Here is a 20524-nt window from a genome sequence, read left to right on the forward strand (position 1 = left end):
GCGCCACAGTCCCCGTTCGGACAAGGGGCTTGGCAGGATGGGGCCATGACGATCCACGCCGAGCACCCCTTTGCCGACTCCTCCCGCGAGGCGGCGCGCCAGCTGCGTGGCCGGCTGGGCGGCCGGGTGACGCTGCTCACCGCCGGCGAGGGACGCGAGCGCGCCGGCTGGACGGTCAGCTCGCTGGCGGTGGTGGGCGGCGATCCGTGGCGGGTGGTGGCCTTCCTGGACCCCGACTGCGACTTCGTCGAGCGGGTGGAACAGAGCGGACGCGCGGTGCTGCAGCTGCTCGACGGCGGCCACCAGTACCTGGCCGACGCCTTCGCCGGCACGGCTCCCGCCCCGGGTGGGGTCTTCACCCTGGCGGACTGGGAGCAGACTGCGTACGGCCCACGCCTGGCGGGCGCGCAGAACTGGGCGACGCTGGAGCTGGAGTCCGCCACCGACCTGGGCTGGTCACGCCAGCTGGTGCTGGCCGTCGTCGAGGCCGGGGCGGGCGAGGACCCGGCGCCGCTGCACCACGTGCGCGGCCGCTACCGCGTGCTGGACTGAGCCAGCTGCTCGCGGCGCGGGGAGCCCGCGCCCGCATCACGGCAGTACGGGCCGCATCGCCCCCGTTCCTGTAGGGGTGATCGTGCAGCACGGGCCGTGATCGCGACCGAGGGCCCACGACGCTGAACTGGCTACGCTCGCTGGCCTCGCCCGCCTGCCGCACCCTAGGCGGTACGGCGGCCGCACCCCCGGGGTCAGCCCAGGGCCTCGCGGACCGTGGCGCGGTCGTCCTCGTCGAGCCCGGCGACGAACTGGCGCAGCACGTCGCCGCGGTGGCGGCCGGACTGTCCCAGCACCTCGGCCAGCGAGTCGGAGACCAGGCGGGCTTGGCTGGTGCCCGCGGTGTAGAGCCATGCCCGGCCGTCGCGCTCACGATCCACCAGGCCCTTCTTGGCCAGCCGGTCCAGCACCGTCATCACCGTGGTGTAGGCCAGCTCGCGTTCCGTCAGCAAACTTTCATGAACGAACCGCACGGATACCGGATTGTCTTGCTGCCAAAGGGTTTCCATGATTCGTTGTTCGAGCTCGCCCAAGATCGCCATGTCACAAGCATAGTTGCCCGCTTGGTGGCTACGACCCTGAGTAGTATCTTTCGCCGCATGGACGCGCAGATCATTGCCAGATGGCAATTCGGGATCACGACGGTCTACCACTTTCTCTTCGTGCCGCTGACGATCGCGCTGTCGATGCTCGTCGCCGTGCTCCAGACGATTTGGTACAAGACCGGCAATGACAACTTCCTCCGCCTGACAAAGTTCTTCGGAAAGCTCTTCCTGATCAATTTCGCGGCCGGCGTGGTGACCGGCATCGTGCAGGAATTCCAGTTCGGCATGAACTGGTCCGAGTACTCCCGCTTCGTGGGTGACGTCTTCGGCGCCCCGCTGGCCCTGGAGGCCCTGCTGGCCTTCTTCCTGGAGTCCACCTTCATCGGCCTGTGGATCTTCGGCTGGGACCGGCTGCCCAGGAAGCTGCACCTGATGGCCATCTACCTGGCCGCCTTCGGCACCATGCTCTCGGCAGTCTTCATCCTGGCCGCCAACAGCTGGATGCAGCACCCGGTGGGCGCCACCTACCGCAACGGTCGCGCAGAGCTCACCGACTTCGGCGCCCTGCTGACCAACCCGGTCTTCCTGGCCACCTTCCCGCACCAGATCTCCAGCGCCTACATGGTGGCCGGTGGCTTCATCGCCGGCCTGTCGGGCTGGCACCTGGCGCGGCTCAACAAGGCACGTCAGCAGGCCGCCCCCGGCACTGACCTGGACTACAGCGGCACCCACGTGAAGGCCGAGAACGTCGAACGCGACATCACCACCTGGCGTTGGGCGGCCAAGTTCGGCGCCTGGGTACTGCTGGCCGCCTCGGTGCTCACCATCATCTCCGGTGACATCCAGGCCAAGGCCATGACCCACGCCCAGCCCATGAAGATGGCGGCCGCGGAGGCGCTCTACCAGACCCGCGACGACGCCTCCTTCAGCGTCTTCACCGTCGGCAACCTGGACGGCACCGAGGAGGTCTTCAGCGTGCGCGTGCCCTATGTGCTCAGCTTCATGGCCACCGGCAACATCCACGGCGAGGTGCAGGGCATCGACGACCTGAAGGCCCAGTACGAGCAGCAGGGCTTCCGCCTGGACGACCGCGGCCAGCTGCCGCTGCAGGCCGAGTTCGCCGACCAGCCCAAGCAGCAGCCGGTCAAGATCACCCCCAACGTCCCGGTGACCTACTGGAGCTTCCGGCTGATGATGGGCCTGGGCGGTCTGGGCGCGCTGATCGGCGCCTGGGTCCTCTTCGCCCTGCGGGGCGGGCGCAACCCGATGCCCACAAAGCTGTGGCAGTGGTCCATGGCGGCCCTGCCCTTCCTGCCGCTGTTCGCCATCTCCTTCGGGTGGATCATGGCCGAGATGGGACGCCAGCCCTGGATCGTGGCGGGCGTGCTGCCCACCCAGGCGGCGGTCTCCCCGTCGGTGAGCCTGGGTGAGGCCATCCTCACGATGGTGCTCTTCACCGTCATCTACGGCGCCCTCGCCGTGGTCGAGTTCGGCCTGATCCTGAAGTGGAACCGCGCCGGCCTGCCCGAGGTCGCCCCCGTCGAGGTCGTGGAGGACGAGGATGCCCCCTTGTCCTTCGCCTACTGAGGAGACCGTCATGCTGACACTGATGCACACCCAGCCCACCGGGCTGCAGATGATCTGGTTCGTGCTGGCCGCTGTGCTGTGGACCGGCTACTTCTTCCTGGAGGGCTTCGACTACGGCGTGGCCATGCTGCTGCCGGTGCTGGGCCGCGACGACGACGAGCGCCGCGTCCTGGTCAACACCATCGGCCCGGTCTGGGACGGCAACGAGGTCTGGCTGCTCACCGCCGGTGGCGCCATGTTCGCGGCCTTCCCTGGCTGGTACGCCACCTTGTTCAGCGGTCTGTACCTGCCACTCTTCCTGGTGCTGGTGGGCCTGATCCTGCGCGGCGTCGCCTTCGAGTACCGCGCCAAGCGTGACGACGCCCGCTGGAAGAACGGCCTGGACTGGTGCGCCACCATCGGCTCCTTCCTGCCCTCGCTGGTCTTCGGCATCGGCTTCGCGAACTTCGTGAAGGGGATCCGGGTGGGCTCCGACGTGCTCGTGGCCCAGGGCTTCTGGAGCCTGTTCAACCCCTTCGGCCTGCTGGGCGGCGTGCTCTTCGTGGTGCTCTTCCTGGCCCACGGCGCGGTCTTCATCGCGCTGAAGACGCGCGGCGAGGTGCGGACCAGGGCCAACCGGTTCGGGGTGCGGGCCACCCTGGCCGCGGCGGTGCTGATGGCACTGTTCGTGGTCTGGCAGAACCTGGCCTGGCCGGCCGGCGAGACCAGCTGGCTGGGCGGCGCCGCCACGGTGATCTGCTGGGCCACCGGGCTGCTGGCCGTCGCCTGTCTGGCCGTCAGTGCGCTGATGGCCACCCGGGAGCGCGACGGCTGGGCCTTCGCCTTCACGGGCCTGGCGATCGTGGCGCTGGTGGTGGACATCTTCTGCAAGATGTACGGCAACCTGGGCTTCATCAGCCTCGACGCCGGCCGTCCGCTGGACATGACCACCGCCTCCAGCTCCCCCTACACGCTGAAGATCATGACCATCGCGGCCTGCACCGCGGTGCCGGTGGTGCTGGGCTACCAGGCCTGGAGCTACTGGGTCTTCCGTCGCCGGCTGTCCACCGGGAACCTGCCGGTGGTCACGGTGGGGGCGCGGCGGGCCCGCACCGCCTGAATTCCTTGCACCGCAAGAAGTCCTGAGGTCGTCGGGTGGAATCGTCCACCCGACGGCCTTGTTCTTTCCTGCTGCGGAATCGCCAACCACCCCACTCCATTCCCGGCGTCCGGAATTCCCCGGACGGAAATGCGCCTTTTCCCTACCCGCCATGAATTCATGAATTGACCCGGAAAAATCCGGTCTGGTCAGGTGTCCCCAAGTGCTCCCGATCAGAATTGTCCGTCCGGCGTGTCGCGAAAACTGTGGAATCCCTGTCGGGATTGGCTTTGCGCCCGATTGCCGGACCGTCGACGCCTAGCCTTCGCAGCATGGCTGGTCCGATCGATCCTCGCCTGGTGCGACGCGGGAGGGCCACCAGGTGGTTCCTCGTCGCGCTCTGCCTGGTCGGGCTGGTGCAGGCCGTGGCGCTGGTCGCCCAGGCCCACCTGCTCTCGGTGTCCATCTCCCAGGTCTTCGCGAGCCACCGCGCCGACCAGCTCGTGCGCTGGATCTGGCCGTTGGCGGCAGTCTTCGCCCTGCGGGCCGCCCTGGCCTGGCTCAACGCCCTGCTGGCCCATCGCGCCTCCGCTGCGGTGAAGGCCGGCCTGCGCCACGACCTGGCCCGCGCCCGGCTCGCCCGTCCGCTGGACCCGGGCACCAGCTCCTCCACCCTGGTCACACTGGCCACGCAGGGGCTGGACGCGCTCGACGGCTACTACGCCAAGTACCTGCCGCAGCTGGTGCTCGCCGTGCTGGTGCCGCTGGTGGTGGGCGTCATGGTGCTGCGCGCCGACGTGCTGAGCGCGGTGGTGATGGCCGTCACGCTCCCGCTGATCCCGGTCTTCATGGTGCTGATCGGCTGGACCACCCAGAAGCAGGTGGACCGTCGTTGGCGGGTGCAGACCCGGCTGGCCAACCACTTCGCAGACCTGGTGACCGGCCTGCCCACGCTGCAGGCCTTCGGCCGGGCCCGCGGCCAGCGCGAGGGCCTGCGGGTCACCGAGGAGCGCAACCGCGCGGAGACCATGAAGACGCTGCGGATCAGCTTCCTGTCCTCCTTCGCGCTCGAGCTGATCGCCACGCTGAGCGTCGCCGTCGTGGCCGTCCAGGTGGGCTTCCGCGTGGTCTTCGACCGGATGGACCTGCAGACCGCCCTGTTCGTGCTGGTACTGGCGCCCGAGGCCTACCTGCCACTGCGCCAGGTGGGCACCCACTACCACGACGCCGCCGACGGCATGGCCGCCGCCGACCAGGCGCTGGGCTACCTCGAGGCCGCCGGGATCGACGAGGCCGACGAGGCCGGGGGCGTCGAGGCCCCCACGCTCCCGCTGGCCCCGACGCTGGAGCTGCGCGGCATCCGCCACACCTGGCCCGGAGCACAGCACCCGGTGCTCGACGGGGTCGACCTGGTCCTGCCGCCCGGCGAGGTGGTGGCCCTGCAGGGGCGCTCCGGCGGCGGCAAGTCCACCCTGGTCTCGGTGCTGATGGGCTTCCTGGAGCCCGACGAGGGGCAGGTGCTGGTGGACGGGGAGCTGTGGCCGGCAGCCCGCCGCCGCGAGCTGATCGCCTGGGTGGGCCAGGAACCCGGACTGCCCGCCGACACCATCGGCCGCAATGTCGCGCTCGGTTCGCCGCATCCGGTGCCCGACCAGGTGCTGCGTGAGGTGCTCGACCTGGCCGGTGGCCAGGGCCTGGCGCTGGAGCGCACCGTCGGCGACGACGCCGAGGGCCTCTCCGCGGGCGAGCGACGACGGGTGGCGGTGGCGCGAGCCCTGCTGCGGATCAGCCACGGCCGGGCCCGGCTACTGGTGATGGACGAACCGACCGCCGGGCTGGACGCCGATGCGGAGGCCGCCGTGGTGGAGGCGGTGCGCCGCTCCGGCGCCGGAGCCCTGGTGGTGAGCCATCGGCCCGCGATGCTGGCGATGGCTGACCGTCTGGTGCAGCTGGACGGCCGCGAGCCGGCCGGGAGCGCTGCCGGAGCCGGCACCGGGCGGGGGCAGCATGACTGAGGCCACCGTCCACGCCCCAGCTGGCACGAGCCCCTCGGGAGGAGCCGCGGTGCGGATCGTGCGCGACCTGCTGCGCGAACTGCCCGGCGGACGCACCCGCTTCTGGCTGGCCACGCTGCTGGCCACCCTGGCCTCCGGCGCCTCGGTGGCGCTGATGGCCACCTCCGCCTGGCTGCTGAGCCGGGCCGCCGAGCACCCGCCGGTGCTCTACCTGGAGGTGGCTGCGGTCGGGGTGCGCTTCTTCGGCATCACCCGCGGCGTGGCCCGGTATGCCGAACGCCTGGTGGGCCACGACCTCGCCCTGCGGATGCAGGGAGCGTTGCGGCTGCGCAGCTACCAGGCGCTGAGCGGCACCACCCTTCTGGGGCGTCACCGCGGCGACCTGCTGACCCGGCTGGTGGCCGACGTCGAGGCGGTCCAGGACGTGGTGGTGCGAGTGGCGGTCCCGCTGGCCTCCGCCTCCGTGGTGATGCTGGGCACCACCCTGATGCTGGGCTGGTTCAGCCCTGCCTCGGCAGCCGTCCTGCTGGGCACCGCCCTGCTGGCCGGGCTGCTGCTTCCCTGGCTGGCGCAGCATGCCAGCCGGGAGGCCGATGCCCAGGCGGTGACGGGCCGGGCCGCGCTGGCCGTCGCGATGGACGAGCTGAGCCACCATGCTCCCGACCTGGTGGCCTACGGCCTGCAGGAGGACGTCCTGCACCGCGTCGGTGCCGCGCAGCGGGTGCTGGAGCAGGCCGAGCGCCGCGCTGCCTGGACCCGTGGCCTGGCCACCGCGGGCCAGCTGCTGGCGGCCGGAACGGCGGTGCTCGCAGCCCTGTGGATCGGCGGCCATGCGGTGGCCGCGGGCAGGCTCCCGGCCCGGGACCTGGCCGTGCTGGTCCTCACACCACTGGCCCTGCACGAGGTGCTGGCCACCTTCACCCAGGCTGCGCAGACCTGGACCCGGGCTCGCACCTCGCTGGCGCGGGTGGCCCAGGTGCTCGACGAGCCACCGGTGGGGCGCGGGGACCGACCCGAGGTGCCACCCTCGTCCCGCCCCGGCCTGGTGCTGCGGGATGTCTCGATCGGCTGGCCCGGCGAGCCGGCGCTGGCCGAACGGCTCACGCTCAGCCTGGGGCCCGGTGAGCGGCTGGCCGTCACCGGGGCCTCCGGGGTGGGCAAGACGACGCTGGCCGCCACCATCATGGGTGTTGTTCCAGCGCTGGAAGGTGCTCTTGAGGTCACGGGGCCGGTCTCCTACCTGGCCCAGGACGCGCACGTCTTCGCCACCAGCCTGGCCGAGAACGTCCGCATCGGTCACCGCGAGGCCACCGACGAGCAGGTGGGCGCGGCCCTGCGGCGCGCCGGCCTGCCCCTGGATCCAGCCCGGGTGGTGGGCGAGCAGGGCGCCACACTGAGCGGCGGCGAAGCCCGTCGGCTTGCCCTCGCCAGGCTCCTGGCAAGCCAGGACGTCCTGGGGAAGGAGAGCCAGGTCTACCTGCTGGACGAGCCCACAGAGCACCTGGACCCGGAGACCGCGCAGGCCCTGATGGCTGACCTGTGGGCCTCGGTGGGCCGTGCCCCGGTGGTGGTCATCACCCATGACCCGACGGTGGTGGCCAGCTGCAGCCACCGTCTCCACCTCGCGGCCCCCGTCGGCGCACAGGGTGAGCGCCCTGCCGCCCACGGGGTGATGCAACGGGTGACAGCGGGCAAGGCCGGACGCTAGCCTGTTCGTCATAGGACCCCCACGAGGACTTCCTGGTCGGGCTCGAACCGGCCGGCAGACCCGTGGGCCCGGCACGCAGGGGACGTGCCGCGGAACAGGCAGGACGGGGGATGCATGGGCGTGGCCACGACCGACCACGACGGCCCCGCCGTGCCCCAGCGCCTGGTCAGCGAGCTGGACCGTCTGGTGCAGGCACGCATCGCCGTCATCTGTGCACCGGCCGGCTTCGGCAAGCGGGACCTGGTGCGCACCTGGATCTCCAGCCGCGAGGACCTGCACGCCCACTGGCTCGGCTCCGCCGACGAGCTGGACGCGGTCCTGGAAGGCTTCGGACAGTCCGAGGCAGAGCTGCTGGTGCTGGTGGCGGAGAGCGGCGCGCTGCTGGAGGACGAGGCCTTCGTCACCCGAGCCCTGGACCTCGCCGAGCGCAATGCCCGCGTCCGGGTGGTCTTCGTGGGTCGCTCCCGCCCCGAGGCGCCGCTGGGCTCGCTGGCGGCCCGTGGCCTGCTGGTGGACCTCGACGCCGACCAGCTCGCCTGGACCCGCCAGGAGATGGGGGAGGCCTTGGCCCCTCGCAACCCGGCACTGCCGGGCTCGGCACTGGACACCGTGATGAGCGGCACGCGCGGCTGGCCGGCCATCGGGCGAATGCTGGCGGCCGAGCCGCTCACCTGGGCGCACACCTCCAAGGTCGCCCGGCTGGCGGACTCCTACATCGACCGCGAGGTGCTGCACGACCTCTCCCCAGCGGACCGCGAGCTGTTGGCCCAGCTGTCCGCCCTGCCCTCGCTGGACCCGTTGTCAGCTGCCTGGATCACGGGGCGCAGCGATGCCGCCGCCCAGCTCAGCCGGTTGCAGGCCCACGGCGTCCCGATCACCTGGGACGACGCCAACACCATTCGGCTCAACCCGATGCTGCGCGGATACCTGAGCCGTCGGCTGGCCCGCGAGGACCCCGAGCTGAGCCAGGAGCTGAGCCGTCGCGCGGCGCTCTGGTTGCGCAACCGCGGCCGCTCGATGGAGGCCATCCAGCTGGCCATGCAGGTGGGGCTGGTGGACCTGGCCTGGATGCTGGCCGCGGAATTCCTCACCGCCCACATGAACCGCCCCGAGCTGGTGCAGACCCTGCCCCGTCTGGTGGAGCAGCTGCCCCCCGGCTGGGAACTGGACCTGGTGCGCAGCCTCACCCGTGGCCTGGCCACGCCGCAGACCATGATCTCGCTGATGGACACCATCGACGCCGAGCAGATGGTCGCCCGCGGCGACTCCGGCCGGCTGGCCTATGCCTGCTTCGTGCTGGGCACCGTGCGCCGGGTGAGCTATCCCGACGAGGTGGACGTCTCACGTGCCCTCGAGATCGCTGCCGAGAGCGACGGGCGCAGCGTCCACGAGCTCGACCTGGCCCTGCTCAGTGCGGTGCGCACCGAGTACGGGCTGTGGCTGATGCACCATGCCAGGATGGCCGAGGCCCATGAGGTGCTGCTCAGCGCCCTGGGCGTGGCCCGGGTGTCCAATGTCCCGTGGACCACGGTCACCGCACTGGGGGCGCTGGCCTTCATCAATGCCGAGCAGGGCAATGTCAACGCCGCCCATCGCCTGGCCGACGAGGCGATCCTGACCGGCGCCGACACCGTCTTCACCACCGATGCGCTGGACGAGTGCGCCATGCTGGCCCTGGCACTGACGGCCGTCGACACCGGGGATCTGCCCAGCGCGCGTCGCTGGCTGGACCAGCTGGACCGCCACGACGACCATCTGCCGGAGAACGACGCCCTGCGGGTCTACGTGGAGTCCAGTCTGCTGCTGGCCGAGGACGACGCCCAGGGCGCGCAGCGCCTGGTGGGCGCCTACCGCGACCAGCCGCGCGGCCCGATGGTGGACCTGCATGTCCTGGGCATCGGGATCGCCGCCTTCAATGCCGCCATCGAGCTGGGCGAGCTGGACGTCGCCGAGGCCGAGCTGCGGCTGCTGCGCACCGTCGAACTGGCCGACGTGCAGGCGGGCCTGCCCTACTTCGAGGCCCGGCTGGCCCTGGCCCGCGGCGATGCGCGAACCGCCTACAACGCCTTGCAGGTCGTCTTCACCGGCCCCGGCACCACCGTCGAGAACGGCAAGCGCACCCTCTTCCTGCTGATGATCTTCGGGATCGCGGCCGACGAGATGCACCGCGCCGACGAGGCCCTGCAGGCCTTCCAGCGGGCCGGGGTGCTCGCCGAGCGAATGGGGCTCAACCTGCCCACCGCCCGCCACACCAGGGTGGCGGTCTCCTCCCGCAAGGAGGTGCCGCTGACCGAGGCGGAGCGCAACGTGCTGGCCCGGCTGGACTCCGCCAAGACCCTGGGCGACACCGCCGACGAGCTGTTCATCAGCGTGAACACGTTGAAGACCCACCTGCGCCGGATCTACAAGAAGCTGGGGGTGGCCAACCGCGAGGAGGCCATCGAACGGGCGCGGATGATGGGCATCCGGCCCAGCGGCTGAGGCAGGGCGCACCGCCCCTCCCCACCGCTGTGGGCCGGTGACGTGGCGTGGCTGCCTAGACTCGGCACAGCACCGCACCCAGTACCAGGAGGAAGCATGCTCGTCGCCTTCAGCGTCGCCCCGTCCGGCCAGGGACCCGAGGGCGGGGAGAATCCCGACGCCTCGGTCCACCAGGCCGTCGCCGCCGCCGTGCGCATCGTGCGCGAGTCCGGCCTGCCGAACCGCACCGACTCCATGTTCACCACCATCGAGGGTGACTGGGACGAGTGCATGGACGTGGTGCGCCGCTGCACCGAGGCGGTGGGCCGCTACGGCAGCCGCGTCGCGCTGGTGCTGAAGGCCGACATCCGGCCCGGCCACACCGGCGAGATCACCGGCAAGCTGGAGCGCCTGGAGCAGGCGCTGGAGCAGCAGTGAGCTCCGAGCCGCCAGCCGGCCTCCCTGTGGACGGCGGATCCCCGTTGACACTCGGTGCCCTCACCGTCCGGCCCGCCGTCCCGGCCGATGCCGAGGCCTACACCCACTGCTACATCGAGTGCCTGGCCGAGACCTATGCCCACATCATGCCGCCGGCCTTCGCCCAGATCCGTCGCGACCGCTTCGCCCAGGAGGCGACCGAGACCCGTGAGGAGCTGGTGGAGATGGAGCAGGCGCTGGCCGCCGACCGGGTGCCGAAGCGCAGTCACTGGCTGGCCACCGACGGTGACCAGGTGGTGGGCATCGTCAGCGCCGGACCGGGCGTCGCCGCCTGGGAGCGCGAGCACTTCACCAATCCCGAGCCTCCGGTGGAGCTGAACCTGGACCACATCTACACCCGACGTTCCACCCACGGCACCGGCCTCGGCCAGGTGCTGCTGGACCTCGCGCTGGCCGACCCCCACGATCCCGGGCGGCAGCGGGGCGCCTGGCTGTGGATCCTGCGGCAGAACCCGCGCGCCGAGGCCTTCTACCGTCGCAACGGCTTCGTCGAGGAGGGCCTGGAGGTGAGCTGCGGGGCCTCCTGGTTCCACGCACCCATGTTCCGGATGTGGCGCCCGGAGCCGGCAGCCTGAGCCCTGCCGGGCCGGCAGGACGGCAGACCCACCCGTGATCCGGGCGCGTCCCAGCCGCCCCGGGCCACTGGTCGGACCCCTCGATTTCCCACGGATCGCCCGGTACTACGATCGGTCGTAGGAGGGCGCGGCGCTGCGTCCGGTTCGAAGGGAAGTTCCAATGACCCAGGACGTGAACGGGCCCACGGCCCGTGACATCACCCAGCTGCCGGACCTCGCCACCGGCACCTCGCGGGTGGGACCGGTGCGCACCAGGATGCCGATCTACGTCGACCTGCTGCCGCCCTGCAATGCTGGCTGCCCCGCCGGCGAGAACATCCAGGAGTGGCTGCGGCTGATCAAGCACGGCCAGGAGGAGTCGGCCTGGCGCCAGCTCACCCGGGACAACCCCTTCCCCGCCATCCACGGCCGGGTCTGCTACCACCCGTGCGAGACGGTCTGCAACCGGGTGGAGCTGGACGGCGCCGTCTCGATCCACTCGGTGGAGCGCTTCCTGGGCGACACCGCGGTGGAGAAGGGATGGAAGTTCGACCGTCCGCGCCAGCGCACCGGCTTCCGGGTGCTGGTGATCGGCGGCGGCCCGTCGGGCCTGAGCGCCGCCTACCACCTCACCCGGCTGGGCCACGAGGTGGAGATCCGTGACTCGGCCGAGCAGCCCGGCGGCATGATGCGCTACGGCATCCCCGAGTACCGCCTGCCGCGCACCGTGCTGGACGCCGAGATCGGCCGCCTGGTGGACATGGGCGTGAAGATCACCACCAACCACACCGTCACCGACCTGCTGGCCGAGCAGAAGGAGGGCAGCTTCGACGCGGTCTTCGTCGCGGTGGGCGCCCACCTGTCCAAGCGGGTGGACATCCCCAACCAGGACGCCAGCCGGATGGTGGACGCGGTCAGCTTCCTGCGCGAGGTGGCCAGCGGCGAGCGACCGGTGCTGGGCCGCAAGGTGGCCGTCTACGGCGCCGGCAACACCGCCATGGACGCCGCCCGCGTGGCCCGCCGGCTGGGCGCCGAGGAGTCGGTGATCGTCTACCGCCGCACCAAGGACCAGATGCCCGCCCACGAGTTCGAGGCCGAGGAGGCCGAGCGCGAGGGCGTGAAGATGAACTGGCTGCGCACCATCTCCTCCATGGACGAGCAGGACCTCACCGTCGAGATCATGGAGCTCGACGAGAACGGCCGGGCCCGCGGCACCGGCCAGTTCGAGAAGCTGGAGGCCGACACCGTGATCCTGGCCATCGGCCAGGACGCCGACACGCGATTCCTGCAGGCGATCCCCGGAATGAGCTTCGACGGTGATGTGGTGAAGGTGGACACCACCACGCTGATGACCGACGTGCCCGGCATCTTCGCCGGGGGCGACGCGGTGCCCTCCGAGCGCACCGTGACGGTGGGCGTGGGGCACGGCAAGAAGGCCGCCAAGCAGATCGACGCCTGGCTGAACCGCTTCCAGGCCGAGAGCCAGGTCAAGCACCCCGTCGTCGGCTTCGACGACCTGAACCTGTGGTACTTCGGCGACCACTCGCGGCGGGTGCAGCCCGAGCTCACCCCCGAGCAGCGGCTGGCCTTCGACGAGGTGGTGGGCGGGCTCGATCCCGAGCAGGCCCACTTCGAGGCGCGTCGCTGTCTGAGCTGCGGCAACTGCTTCGAGTGCGACGGCTGTCTGGGTGCCTGCCCCGAGGACGCCATCATCAAGCTCGGCAAGGGGCACCGCTACCGCTTCGACTACGAGAAGTGCACCGGCTGCGCCAGCTGCTACGACCAGTGCCCCGTCCACGCCATCGAGATGATTCCGGAGATCTGATGAACCCCGTGCTCCCCACCGAACCCGTCAACCAGTGGCACGCGGCTGACTCCACCACCACGAAGCGGATGGAGGACGGCGCCACCCTGGCCCCGCCGATCCCGGAGATGTCCCACGGCATCCTGGCCGAGCCCGGTGGCCACGACGGCCCGCCGATCGAGCCCGGCGAGCGGCTGATCGTCGACGGCAACGAGGCCGCCGTCGACGTGGCCTACCGGCTCAACGAGCTGTGCTCGATCTACCCGATCACCCCCAGCTCCACCATGGCCGAGCTGGCCGACGAGTGGGCCAGCCACGGGCGCACCAACATCTACGGCCAGGTGCCCACCGTGATCGAGATGCAGTCCGAGGGCGGTGCCGCCGGCGCCATGCACGGTGCGCTGCAGGGCGGTGCCATGTGCACCACCTTCACCGCCTCCCAGGGCCTGCTGCTGATGATCCCCAACATGTACAAGATCGCCGGTGAGCTCACCTCGACGGTCTTCCACGTGGCGGCCCGCAGCCTGGCCACGCAGGGGTTGAGCATCTTCGGCGACCACCAGGACGTGATGGCGGTGCGCCAGACCGGCGTGGCCCTGCTGAGCTCGGCCAGCGTGCAGGAGGCGCACGACATGGCGCTGATCTCGCAGGTGGCCACCATGCACACCCGCATCCCCTTCGTGCACTTCTTCGACGGCTTCCGCACCAGCCACGAGCTGAACACCCTGGAGCGGCTGAGCGACGAGGTGCTGCGCGCCATGGTGCCCGAGACCCTGGTGCAGGAGCACCGGCGTCGTGCGCTCAGCCCGGAGAACCCCTTCATCCGCGGCACCGCGCAGAACCCGGACACCTACTTCCAGAGCCGCGAGACCGCCAACTCCTTCTACGCCTGGACCCCGGCGGTGACCCAGAAGGTGATGGACCGCTTCGCCTCGCTCACCGGGCGCCAGTACAAGCTGGTGGAGTACCACGGTGACCCGCAGGCCGAGCAGGTGGTGGTGGTGATGGGCTCGGGTGCGGAGACGGTGCGCTCCACCATCGACTACCTCAATGCGCAGGGCCGTCGCCTGGGCATGGTGCAGGTGCGCCTGTACCGCCCGCTGCCCACCGAGGAGCTGCTGGCCGCCATCCCCACGTCCGTTCGCCGGATCGCGGTGCTGGACCGCACCAAGGAGCCGGGCGCCGGTGGCGAGCCGATGTTCCTCGACGTGGTCACCGCGCTGGGCGAGGCGGTGGCCAATGGCCGTCGCAGCGAGATGCCGCTGGTGATCGGTGGCCGCTACGGCCTGTCCAGCAAGGAGTTCACGCCGGGCATGGTGGCCGGCATCTTCGACGAGCTGGGCCGTGACAAGCCCCGCCCCCGCTTCACCGTCGGCATCAACGACGACGTCACCCACCTGTCGATCCCCTACGACGCGGAGCTGGACATCGAGGACAGCGCCACCCTGCGCGCCGTCTTCTACGGCCTGGGCTCGGACGGCACGGTGGGCGCCAACAAGAACACCATCAAGATCCTGGGCTCGGATCCGGAGACCTTCGCCCAGGGCTACTTCGTCTACGACTCCAAGAAGTCCGGCTCGCGCACGGTCAGCCACCTGCGCTTCGGGCCCAACCCGATCCGGGCGCCCTACCTGGTGAGCAAGGCGGGCTTCATCGGCTGCCACCACTGGTCGATCCTGGAGCGGGTGGACGTGCTGAAGTTCGCGCGACGCGGCACCACCCTGCTGATCAACTCGCCCTACCCGGCCGAGGAGGTCTTCGACCGGCTGCCCCGCTCCATGCAGACCAAGATCATTGACCTTGGGATCCAGGTGCACGTGATCGACGCCAACTCCGTGGCGCGCGAGGCGGGCCTGGGCGGACGCACCAACACCGTGCTGCAGACCTGCTTCTTCGCGATCAGCGGCGTGATGCCGCGCGACCTGGCGATCGAGAAGATCAAGAAGGCGATCACCAAGACCTATGCCCGCAAGTCGATGGAGATCGTGGCCAAGAACCACCTGGCCGTCGACGCTGCCGTGGCCCACCTGCACCAGGTGGAGGTTCCCGAGGCCACCACCAGCAGCCACGAGCTGCTGGCCCCGGTGCCGGCCGACGCCCCGCGCTTCGTGCGCCAGGTGACCGCCCCGATGCTGGCCGACCTGGGCGACGACCTGCCGGTCTCGGCCCTGCCCGTGGACGGCTCCTACCCCTCGGGCACCACCCGGTACGAGAAGCGCAACATCTCCGACATCATCGCGGTCTGGGATCCCGAGGCCTGCATCCAGTGCGGCAACTGCTCCTTCGTCTGCCCGCACTCGGTGCTGCGCGCCAAGTACTACAGCCCCGGCGAGCTGGAGGGCGCACCCGACGGCTTCCAGAGCGTCGAGCTGGATGCGGCCGGCCTGCCGGACACCCGCTACACGCTGCAGGTCTACGCGGAGGACTGCACCGGGTGCGGCCTGTGCGTCGAGGCCTGCCCGGTGCACCCGATCGGCATGCCGAACCGCAAGGCGATCAACCTAGAGCCGGTGCTGGAGCGCACCGAGGAGAAGCAGAATGTCGACTTCTTCGAGACGCTGCCGGTCAACGACCGCTCCCGCGTCGACTTCGGCACGGTGCGCGGCACCCAGTTCCTGGAGCCGCTCTTCGAGTTCTCGGGCGCCTGCTCCGGCTGCGGCGAGACGCCCTACCTGAAGCTGCTCACCCAGCTCTTCGGCGACCGCGCCACCGTGGCCAATGCCACCGGCTGCTCGTCGATCTACGGCGGCAACCTGCCCACCACCCCGTGGGCCAAGAATGCCAAGGGACGCGGACCGGCCTGGTCGAACTCGCTGTTCGAGGACAATGCCGAGTTCGGCCTGGGCCTGCGGCTGGCCGCGGACCTGCACGCCGACCTGGCGCGCACCCGGCTGGAGCAGATGCGCGAGCAGATCGGCGACGACGAGCTGGTGGACGGTCTGCTGGGCGCAGACCAGGTGCTGGAGAGCGACCTGACCCGTCAGGCGGAGCGGGTGCAGCGGCTGCGCGAGAGGTTGGGCGCCCTGGAGGGCCCGCAGGTGGCGGACCTGCTCAGCGTCTCCGACCACCTGCTGCGTCGCTCGGTGTGGATCGTGGGCGGCGACGGCTGGGCCTATGACATCGGCTCGGCCGGCGTGGACCACGTGCTGGCCTCCGGGCGCAATGTGAACGTGCTGGTGCTGGACACCGAGGTCTACTCCAACACGGGCGGCCAGAGCTCGAAGTCCACCCCGCTGGGCGCGGTGGCCAAGTTCGCCTCCGGCGGCAAGATGACCAACAAGAAGGACATGGCCATGCAGGCCATCGCCTACGGCAATGTCTACGTGGCACGGGTGGCGATGGGTGCCGACCCGCAGCAGACGCTGAAGGCCTTCCGGGAGGCGGAGGCCTATGACGGCCCGAGCCTGATCATCGCCTACAGCCACTGCATCGCCCATGGCATCGACATCCGCAAGGGTCTGGAGCAGCAGTACAAGGCCGTGAACTCCGGCCACTGGCCGCTGATCCGCTACAACCCGGTGGTGCGCAATGCCGGTGGCAACCCCTTCCTGCTGGACTCGCCGCGCCCTCGGATCACGCTGAAGGAGTACCACTCGGCCGAGCTGCGCTACAAGATGCTGGCCAATGCCGACCCCGAGGAGTCGCAGCGCCTGCTGGAACTGGCGCAGGACCAGGTGATGCGACGCTGGCTGGACTACGAGAAGTTGGCCACCCAACCGGCCGAGGCCTTCGCCGCCGACGCCCGCAAGGAGGACTGAGCCATGGCCGTCGAGATGAACGAGGCCCTGCGGGCCGCCATGGAGTCGGCCGCCCGCAAGGCGGCCACCGGCTCCAATGCCACCGACCAGCTCAAGCCGGGCGGGATCGTGCCGCCGGATGAGTTGCGCACCGAGGGTTCGTCGCCGCAGGGGCAGGAGCCAACGGTGCGGCGCACCCTGGACCTGTCCACCCGCTACCTGGGCCTGGCGCTGCGCTCCCCCGTCGTGGCCTCGGCGGGCCCCATCTCGCAGAGCGTGGACGGGATGCTTCGGCTGCAGGAGGCCGGCGTCGGTGCCGTGGTGATGTACTCGCTCTTCGAGGAGCAGCTGCGCCATGAAGAGGCCCGGGCAGCCGCGATCACCGAGGCGCACGAGGAGAGCTTCGCGGAGGCGATGAGCTACTTCCCCACCCGGCCCACCAATACCGGCGGGATCACCACCCGCTACCTGGAACTGCTGGAGCAGGGCGCCTCGCGGCTGGAGGTGCCGCTGATCGCCTCGGTCAACGGCGCCACCCACGGTGGCTGGGTACAGGTGGCGCGACGGATGCAGGACGCCGGGGCGGCGGCCGTCGAGCTGAACATCTACATGGTGCCCGGCGACGTGACGACGCCCGGTCCCGTGGTGGAGGAGCGCCACCTGGAGATCCTGGCCGGCGTGAAGCAGGCGGTGGACATCCCTGTGGCGGTCAAGCTCTCGCCCTTCTTCAGCTCGGTGGGCCAGATGGCGGTGCGGCTGAGCGAGGCCGGCGCCGACGGCCTGGTGCTCTTCAACCGCTTCGTGCAGCCGGACATCGACATCGAGAAGGTGGTGGTGGAACCGGGCCTGGAGCTGAGCACGGACTTCGAGAGCCGTCTGCCGCGCACCTGGATCGCTGCGCTGCGGGGCCGGGTGCAGGCCTCGTTGGCCGCGACGACGGGCGTGCAGACCGCGGAGCACGTCGTGAAGTACATCCTGGCCGGTGCCGACGTGGTGATGAGCACCTCGGCCCTGGTGCGCCACGGGGCGGCCTATGCCGCGCAGCTCGGCGACGGCCTGGCCACCTGGCTGGAGCGCAAGGAGCTCACCCTGGACCAGGCGCGCGGAATGCTGGCGATGCCCACCGATGCCCAGGCCGATGCCTACGAGCGCGCCGGCTACGTGGCCGCTCTGGAGCGCGCGAAGGCCGCCTACGGTCGCTGACCTGTGTCTCCACGACGAGCCCCCGGCCGCTGTGAACTGGGCCGGGGGTTCGTCACGTCGGAAGCGCGTAGCACGTGGCGGGGCGGCTGTGAAGCCGGTCGCCCGGATGACATTTCGGTTTCCAGCACTGGAGCAATTCTGCCCGAAAGTGAATGGTGCTTGGGATTCCGGGGTGTCTTGAGCCTCATGTCCTGTGGCCTGCACCGCCCCAGACATGGTGGGAGCCGGCCACCTGCGCCCTGGGGCGGTAACCGGCCCGTCCACCAGCGAGGACTCGCCACTCCCCCGAGCAATATCGAGGCCTCGCAGGGCCCGCGCAGAAGCTGCGCTGACCCATAGAGCCATCATGTCACCCGTCCAGCCCGGCGTGGAGCCGGCCAGGGTGATTGTTCGGGTGACTCGGGGTGACACCCGACACGCCATGGCCCGCGCTCAGGCGGGCACCCGGGTGAGGGTCGGTGACCTTTCACTGAACGCTCACCCCGGCTGAGCGTTCTCCCGACCGCGTGGCCCACGACTCCTCGCAGGCCTGCTCTCAGCGGGGCAGCGGGCGGAAGGCCCGCAGGCGCAGCGAGTTGAGCACCACGAAGACCGAGCTGAAGGCCATGGCGGCACCGGCGAACATCGGGTTCAGGTAACCGGCCGCGGCCACCGGGATGGAGATCACGTTGTAGAAGAAGGCCCAGAACAGGTTGCTCTTGATGGTGGACAGGGTGCGTCGGCTGAGTCGGATCGCGTCCACGGCGAGCATCAGGTCGGGGCGCATCAGGGTCACGTCGCTGGCGGCGATCGCCGCGTCGGTGCCCGAGCCCATCGCGATGCCCAGGTCCGCCTGGGTGAGCGCCGCCGCATCGTTCACGCCGTCACCCACCATGGCCACCTGCTCCTGGCCCTGCTGCGCCCGGCGCACCACCTCCACCTTGTCGGCGGGCAGGACGTCGGCATGGACCTCGTCGATGTCCAGGTCCCGGGCGATGGCGCGGGCGGCGCGCTCGTTGTCGCCGGTGAGCATGACGGTGCGCATGCCCAGCTTCTTGAACTCGGCGATCGCGCGGGCGCTGGTGGGCTTGACGGTGTCGGCCACCGCGACGGCCCCTCGGGCCTGTCCGTCCCAGGCCACCAGGATGACGGTGCGGCCCAGGGAGGCACCGTCGTCGACGGCCCGCTGCAGCTGCTCGGGCACCTCGATGCCGTTCTCGCGCAGCAGCGCCAGGTTGCCGGCCAGTGCCTTGCGGCCGGCCACCTCGGCGCGCACGCCCCGTCCGGGCAGGTTGGTGAAGCCCTCGGCCGTGAGCGTGGAGCCGGCGTGGGCGGTGATGGCGCGGGCGATGGGGTGCTCGGAGGGCTGCTCCAGGGCACCGGCCACCTGCAGCAGCTCGTCGGCCTCGACGCCGGGAACGGTGACGACCTCGGCCGCGGACATCTCGCCCGACGTGATGGTGCCGGTCTTGTCCATGATCACGGTCTTGAGCCGCTGGGCGCTCTCCAGGGTCTGCGGGCCACGGATCACGATGCCCAGCTGGGCACCGCGTCCGGTTCCGGCCAGCAGCGCCGTGGGGGTGGCCAGGCCGAGGGCGCACGGGCAGGCGATGATCAGCACGCTGACCATGGCCATGAAGGAGAAGGCGAAGCCGGCGCCGTAGATGGTCCAGCCGACGAAGGTGAGCGCGGCGATGCCGAGCACGATCGGCACGAAGATCGACGAGATCCGGTCAGCCAGGCGCTGGGCCTGGGCCTTGCCGGTCTGCGCGGCCTCCACCAAGCGGCTGATCTGGGAGAGCTGGGTGTCGGAGCCGATGGCGGTGGCGCGCACCACCAGGCGGCCGTCGGTGTTCATGGTGGCGCCGATCACCTCGTCGCCCACCGTCACGTCGACGGGCACGGACTCGCCGGTGACCAGGGCGTTGTCCACCGAGCTGGAGCCCTCCAGGACCACGCCGTCGGTGGCCACCTTCTCGCCGGGGCGCACCACGAAGCTGTCGCCCACCATGAGCTGGCTGATCGGCAGCAGTTCCTCGCGCCCGTCGCGCAGGATGGTGACCTCCTTGGCCCCCATCTCCAGCAGGGAGCGCAGCGCGGCGCCGGCCTCCTGGCGGCTGCGGGCCTCGATCCAGCGCCCCAGCAGCAGGAAGCTGATGATGGCCACCGCGGCCTCGAAGTAGATGTTGCCCGCCGGGGAACCGTGACCCAGGTGCAGCTCGAAGCCGTGCTTGTAGCCCATGTAGCCGGCATAGGAGAAGAAGAGCGAATAGACGCTGTACCAGTAGGCGGCATTGGTGCCGATGCTCACCAGCGTGTCCATGGTGGTGGCGCCATGGCGCAGGTTCACCAGGGTGGACTTGTGGAAGGGCCAGCCGGCCCAGAAGACCACCGGGGTGGCCAGGATCAGGCTGAACCACTGCCAGCCCGGCACCTGGAGGGCCGGGACCATGGCCATCAGCACCACCGGGATGGACCAGACGAAGGAGCGGATCATGCGCAGCTTCAGGTCCTTGGCGTGGTCCACCGGCGGGGCATCGGGCACCGGGATGCTGGCGCCGTAGCCGGCCTTCTCCACGGTCTCGATCAGTTGCTCGGTGGTGATCTGCGGGCCGGCCAGGACGTGCGCCTTCTCGGTGGCGTAGTTGACGCTGGCCTGCACCCCGTCGACCTTGTTGAGCTTCTTCTCGATGCGAGCGGCACAGGAGGCGCAGGTCATGCCCTGCAGGTCGAGCTCGACGGACTGGCGCAGGTCTCGCGTGGGCTGCTCGGTGGTGGTGCTCAACTCAGGTGCCTTTCACGGT

13 protein-coding genes are annotated in these 20524 nt (G+C 70.4%); 11 read left to right on the top strand and 2 right to left on the bottom strand.

The window, feature by feature from the left end:
- The first annotated feature begins 45 nt into the window (after positions 1-45).
- Positions 46-552, top strand: a complete 507-nt coding sequence (locus tag ABD073_RS08940) for a flavin reductase family protein (RefSeq protein WP_343873793.1) — start codon at positions 46-48, stop codon at positions 550-552.
- Positions 553-746: 194 nt separating this feature from the next.
- On the opposite strand, the gene ABD073_RS08945 is transcribed toward ABD073_RS08940, so the two are convergent.
- Positions 747-1094, bottom strand: a complete 348-nt coding sequence (locus ABD073_RS08945) for a BlaI/MecI/CopY family transcriptional regulator (RefSeq protein ID WP_343873794.1) — start codon at positions 1092-1094, stop codon at positions 747-749.
- A gap of 57 nt (positions 1095-1151) precedes the next feature.
- Between ABD073_RS08945 and ABD073_RS08950 the strand changes: the two genes are divergently transcribed.
- The 10 genes from ABD073_RS08950 to ABD073_RS08995 all read left to right on the top strand — a co-directional run bounded on the left by ABD073_RS08950 (position 1152) and on the right by ABD073_RS08995 (position 17741).
- Positions 1152-2684, top strand: coding sequence for a cytochrome ubiquinol oxidase subunit I (locus tag ABD073_RS08950; RefSeq protein WP_343873795.1), 1533 nt, complete (start codon positions 1152-1154; stop codon positions 2682-2684).
- A 10-nt stretch (positions 2685-2694) separates the two neighbouring features.
- Positions 2695-3783, top strand: a complete 1089-nt coding sequence (gene cydB, locus ABD073_RS08955; protein WP_343873797.1) for a cytochrome d ubiquinol oxidase subunit II — start codon at positions 2695-2697, stop codon at positions 3781-3783.
- 311 nt (positions 3784-4094) lie between these two features.
- Entirely contained in the window at positions 4095-5777 is a 1683-nt protein-coding gene (cydD, locus tag ABD073_RS08960; protein ID WP_343873799.1) for a thiol reductant ABC exporter subunit CydD, read from the top strand.
- The gene (gene cydC / locus ABD073_RS08965; RefSeq protein WP_343873801.1) at positions 5770-7485 is read left to right on the top strand and encodes a thiol reductant ABC exporter subunit CydC; all 1716 of its coding nucleotides are present in this window, start codon (positions 5770-5772) and stop codon (positions 7483-7485) included. Before cydD ends, cydC begins: the two co-directional genes overlap by 8 nt.
- Before the next feature lie 120 nt (positions 7486-7605).
- Positions 7606-9966 (top strand): winged helix-turn-helix domain-containing protein, encoded by a 2361-nt coding sequence (locus ABD073_RS08970; RefSeq protein ID WP_343873803.1) that lies wholly within the window; start codon positions 7606-7608, stop codon positions 9964-9966.
- 96 nt (positions 9967-10062) lie between these two features.
- Positions 10063-10383 (top strand): thiamine-binding protein, encoded by a 321-nt coding sequence (locus ABD073_RS08975; RefSeq protein WP_343873805.1) that lies wholly within the window; start codon positions 10063-10065, stop codon positions 10381-10383.
- 44 nt (positions 10384-10427) lie between these two features.
- Positions 10428-11018 (top strand): GNAT family N-acetyltransferase, encoded by a 591-nt coding sequence (locus ABD073_RS08980; protein WP_343873806.1) that lies wholly within the window; start codon positions 10428-10430, stop codon positions 11016-11018.
- A gap of 160 nt (positions 11019-11178) precedes the next feature.
- The gene (locus ABD073_RS08985; RefSeq protein ID WP_343873809.1) at positions 11179-12822 is read left to right on the top strand and encodes an NAD(P)-binding protein; all 1644 of its coding nucleotides are present in this window, start codon (positions 11179-11181) and stop codon (positions 12820-12822) included.
- Positions 12822-16559 carry a pyruvate:ferredoxin (flavodoxin) oxidoreductase gene (nifJ, locus tag ABD073_RS08990; RefSeq protein WP_343873811.1) on the top strand — a complete coding sequence of 1246 codons (3738 nt, stop codon included), beginning with the start codon at positions 12822-12824 and terminating at the stop codon, positions 16557-16559. Before ABD073_RS08985 ends, nifJ begins: the two co-directional genes overlap by 1 nt.
- Before the next feature lie 3 nt (positions 16560-16562).
- A complete protein-coding gene (locus ABD073_RS08995) occupies positions 16563-17741 on the top strand; it encodes a dihydroorotate dehydrogenase-like protein (RefSeq protein ID WP_343873812.1) in 1179 nt (392 codons plus the stop codon).
- Positions 17742-18276: 535 nt separating this feature from the next.
- Here ABD073_RS08995 and ABD073_RS09000 read toward each other — a convergent pair.
- The gene (locus ABD073_RS09000; RefSeq protein WP_343873813.1) at positions 18277-20505 is read right to left on the bottom strand and encodes a heavy metal translocating P-type ATPase; all 2229 of its coding nucleotides are present in this window, start codon (positions 20503-20505) and stop codon (positions 18277-18279) included.
- Positions 20506-20524: the final 19 nt, after the last annotated feature.

The sequence above is a fragment of the Luteococcus peritonei genome (genome assembly GCF_039526385.1).
Taxonomy (GTDB): domain Bacteria; phylum Actinomycetota; class Actinomycetes; order Propionibacteriales; family Propionibacteriaceae; genus Luteococcus; species Luteococcus peritonei.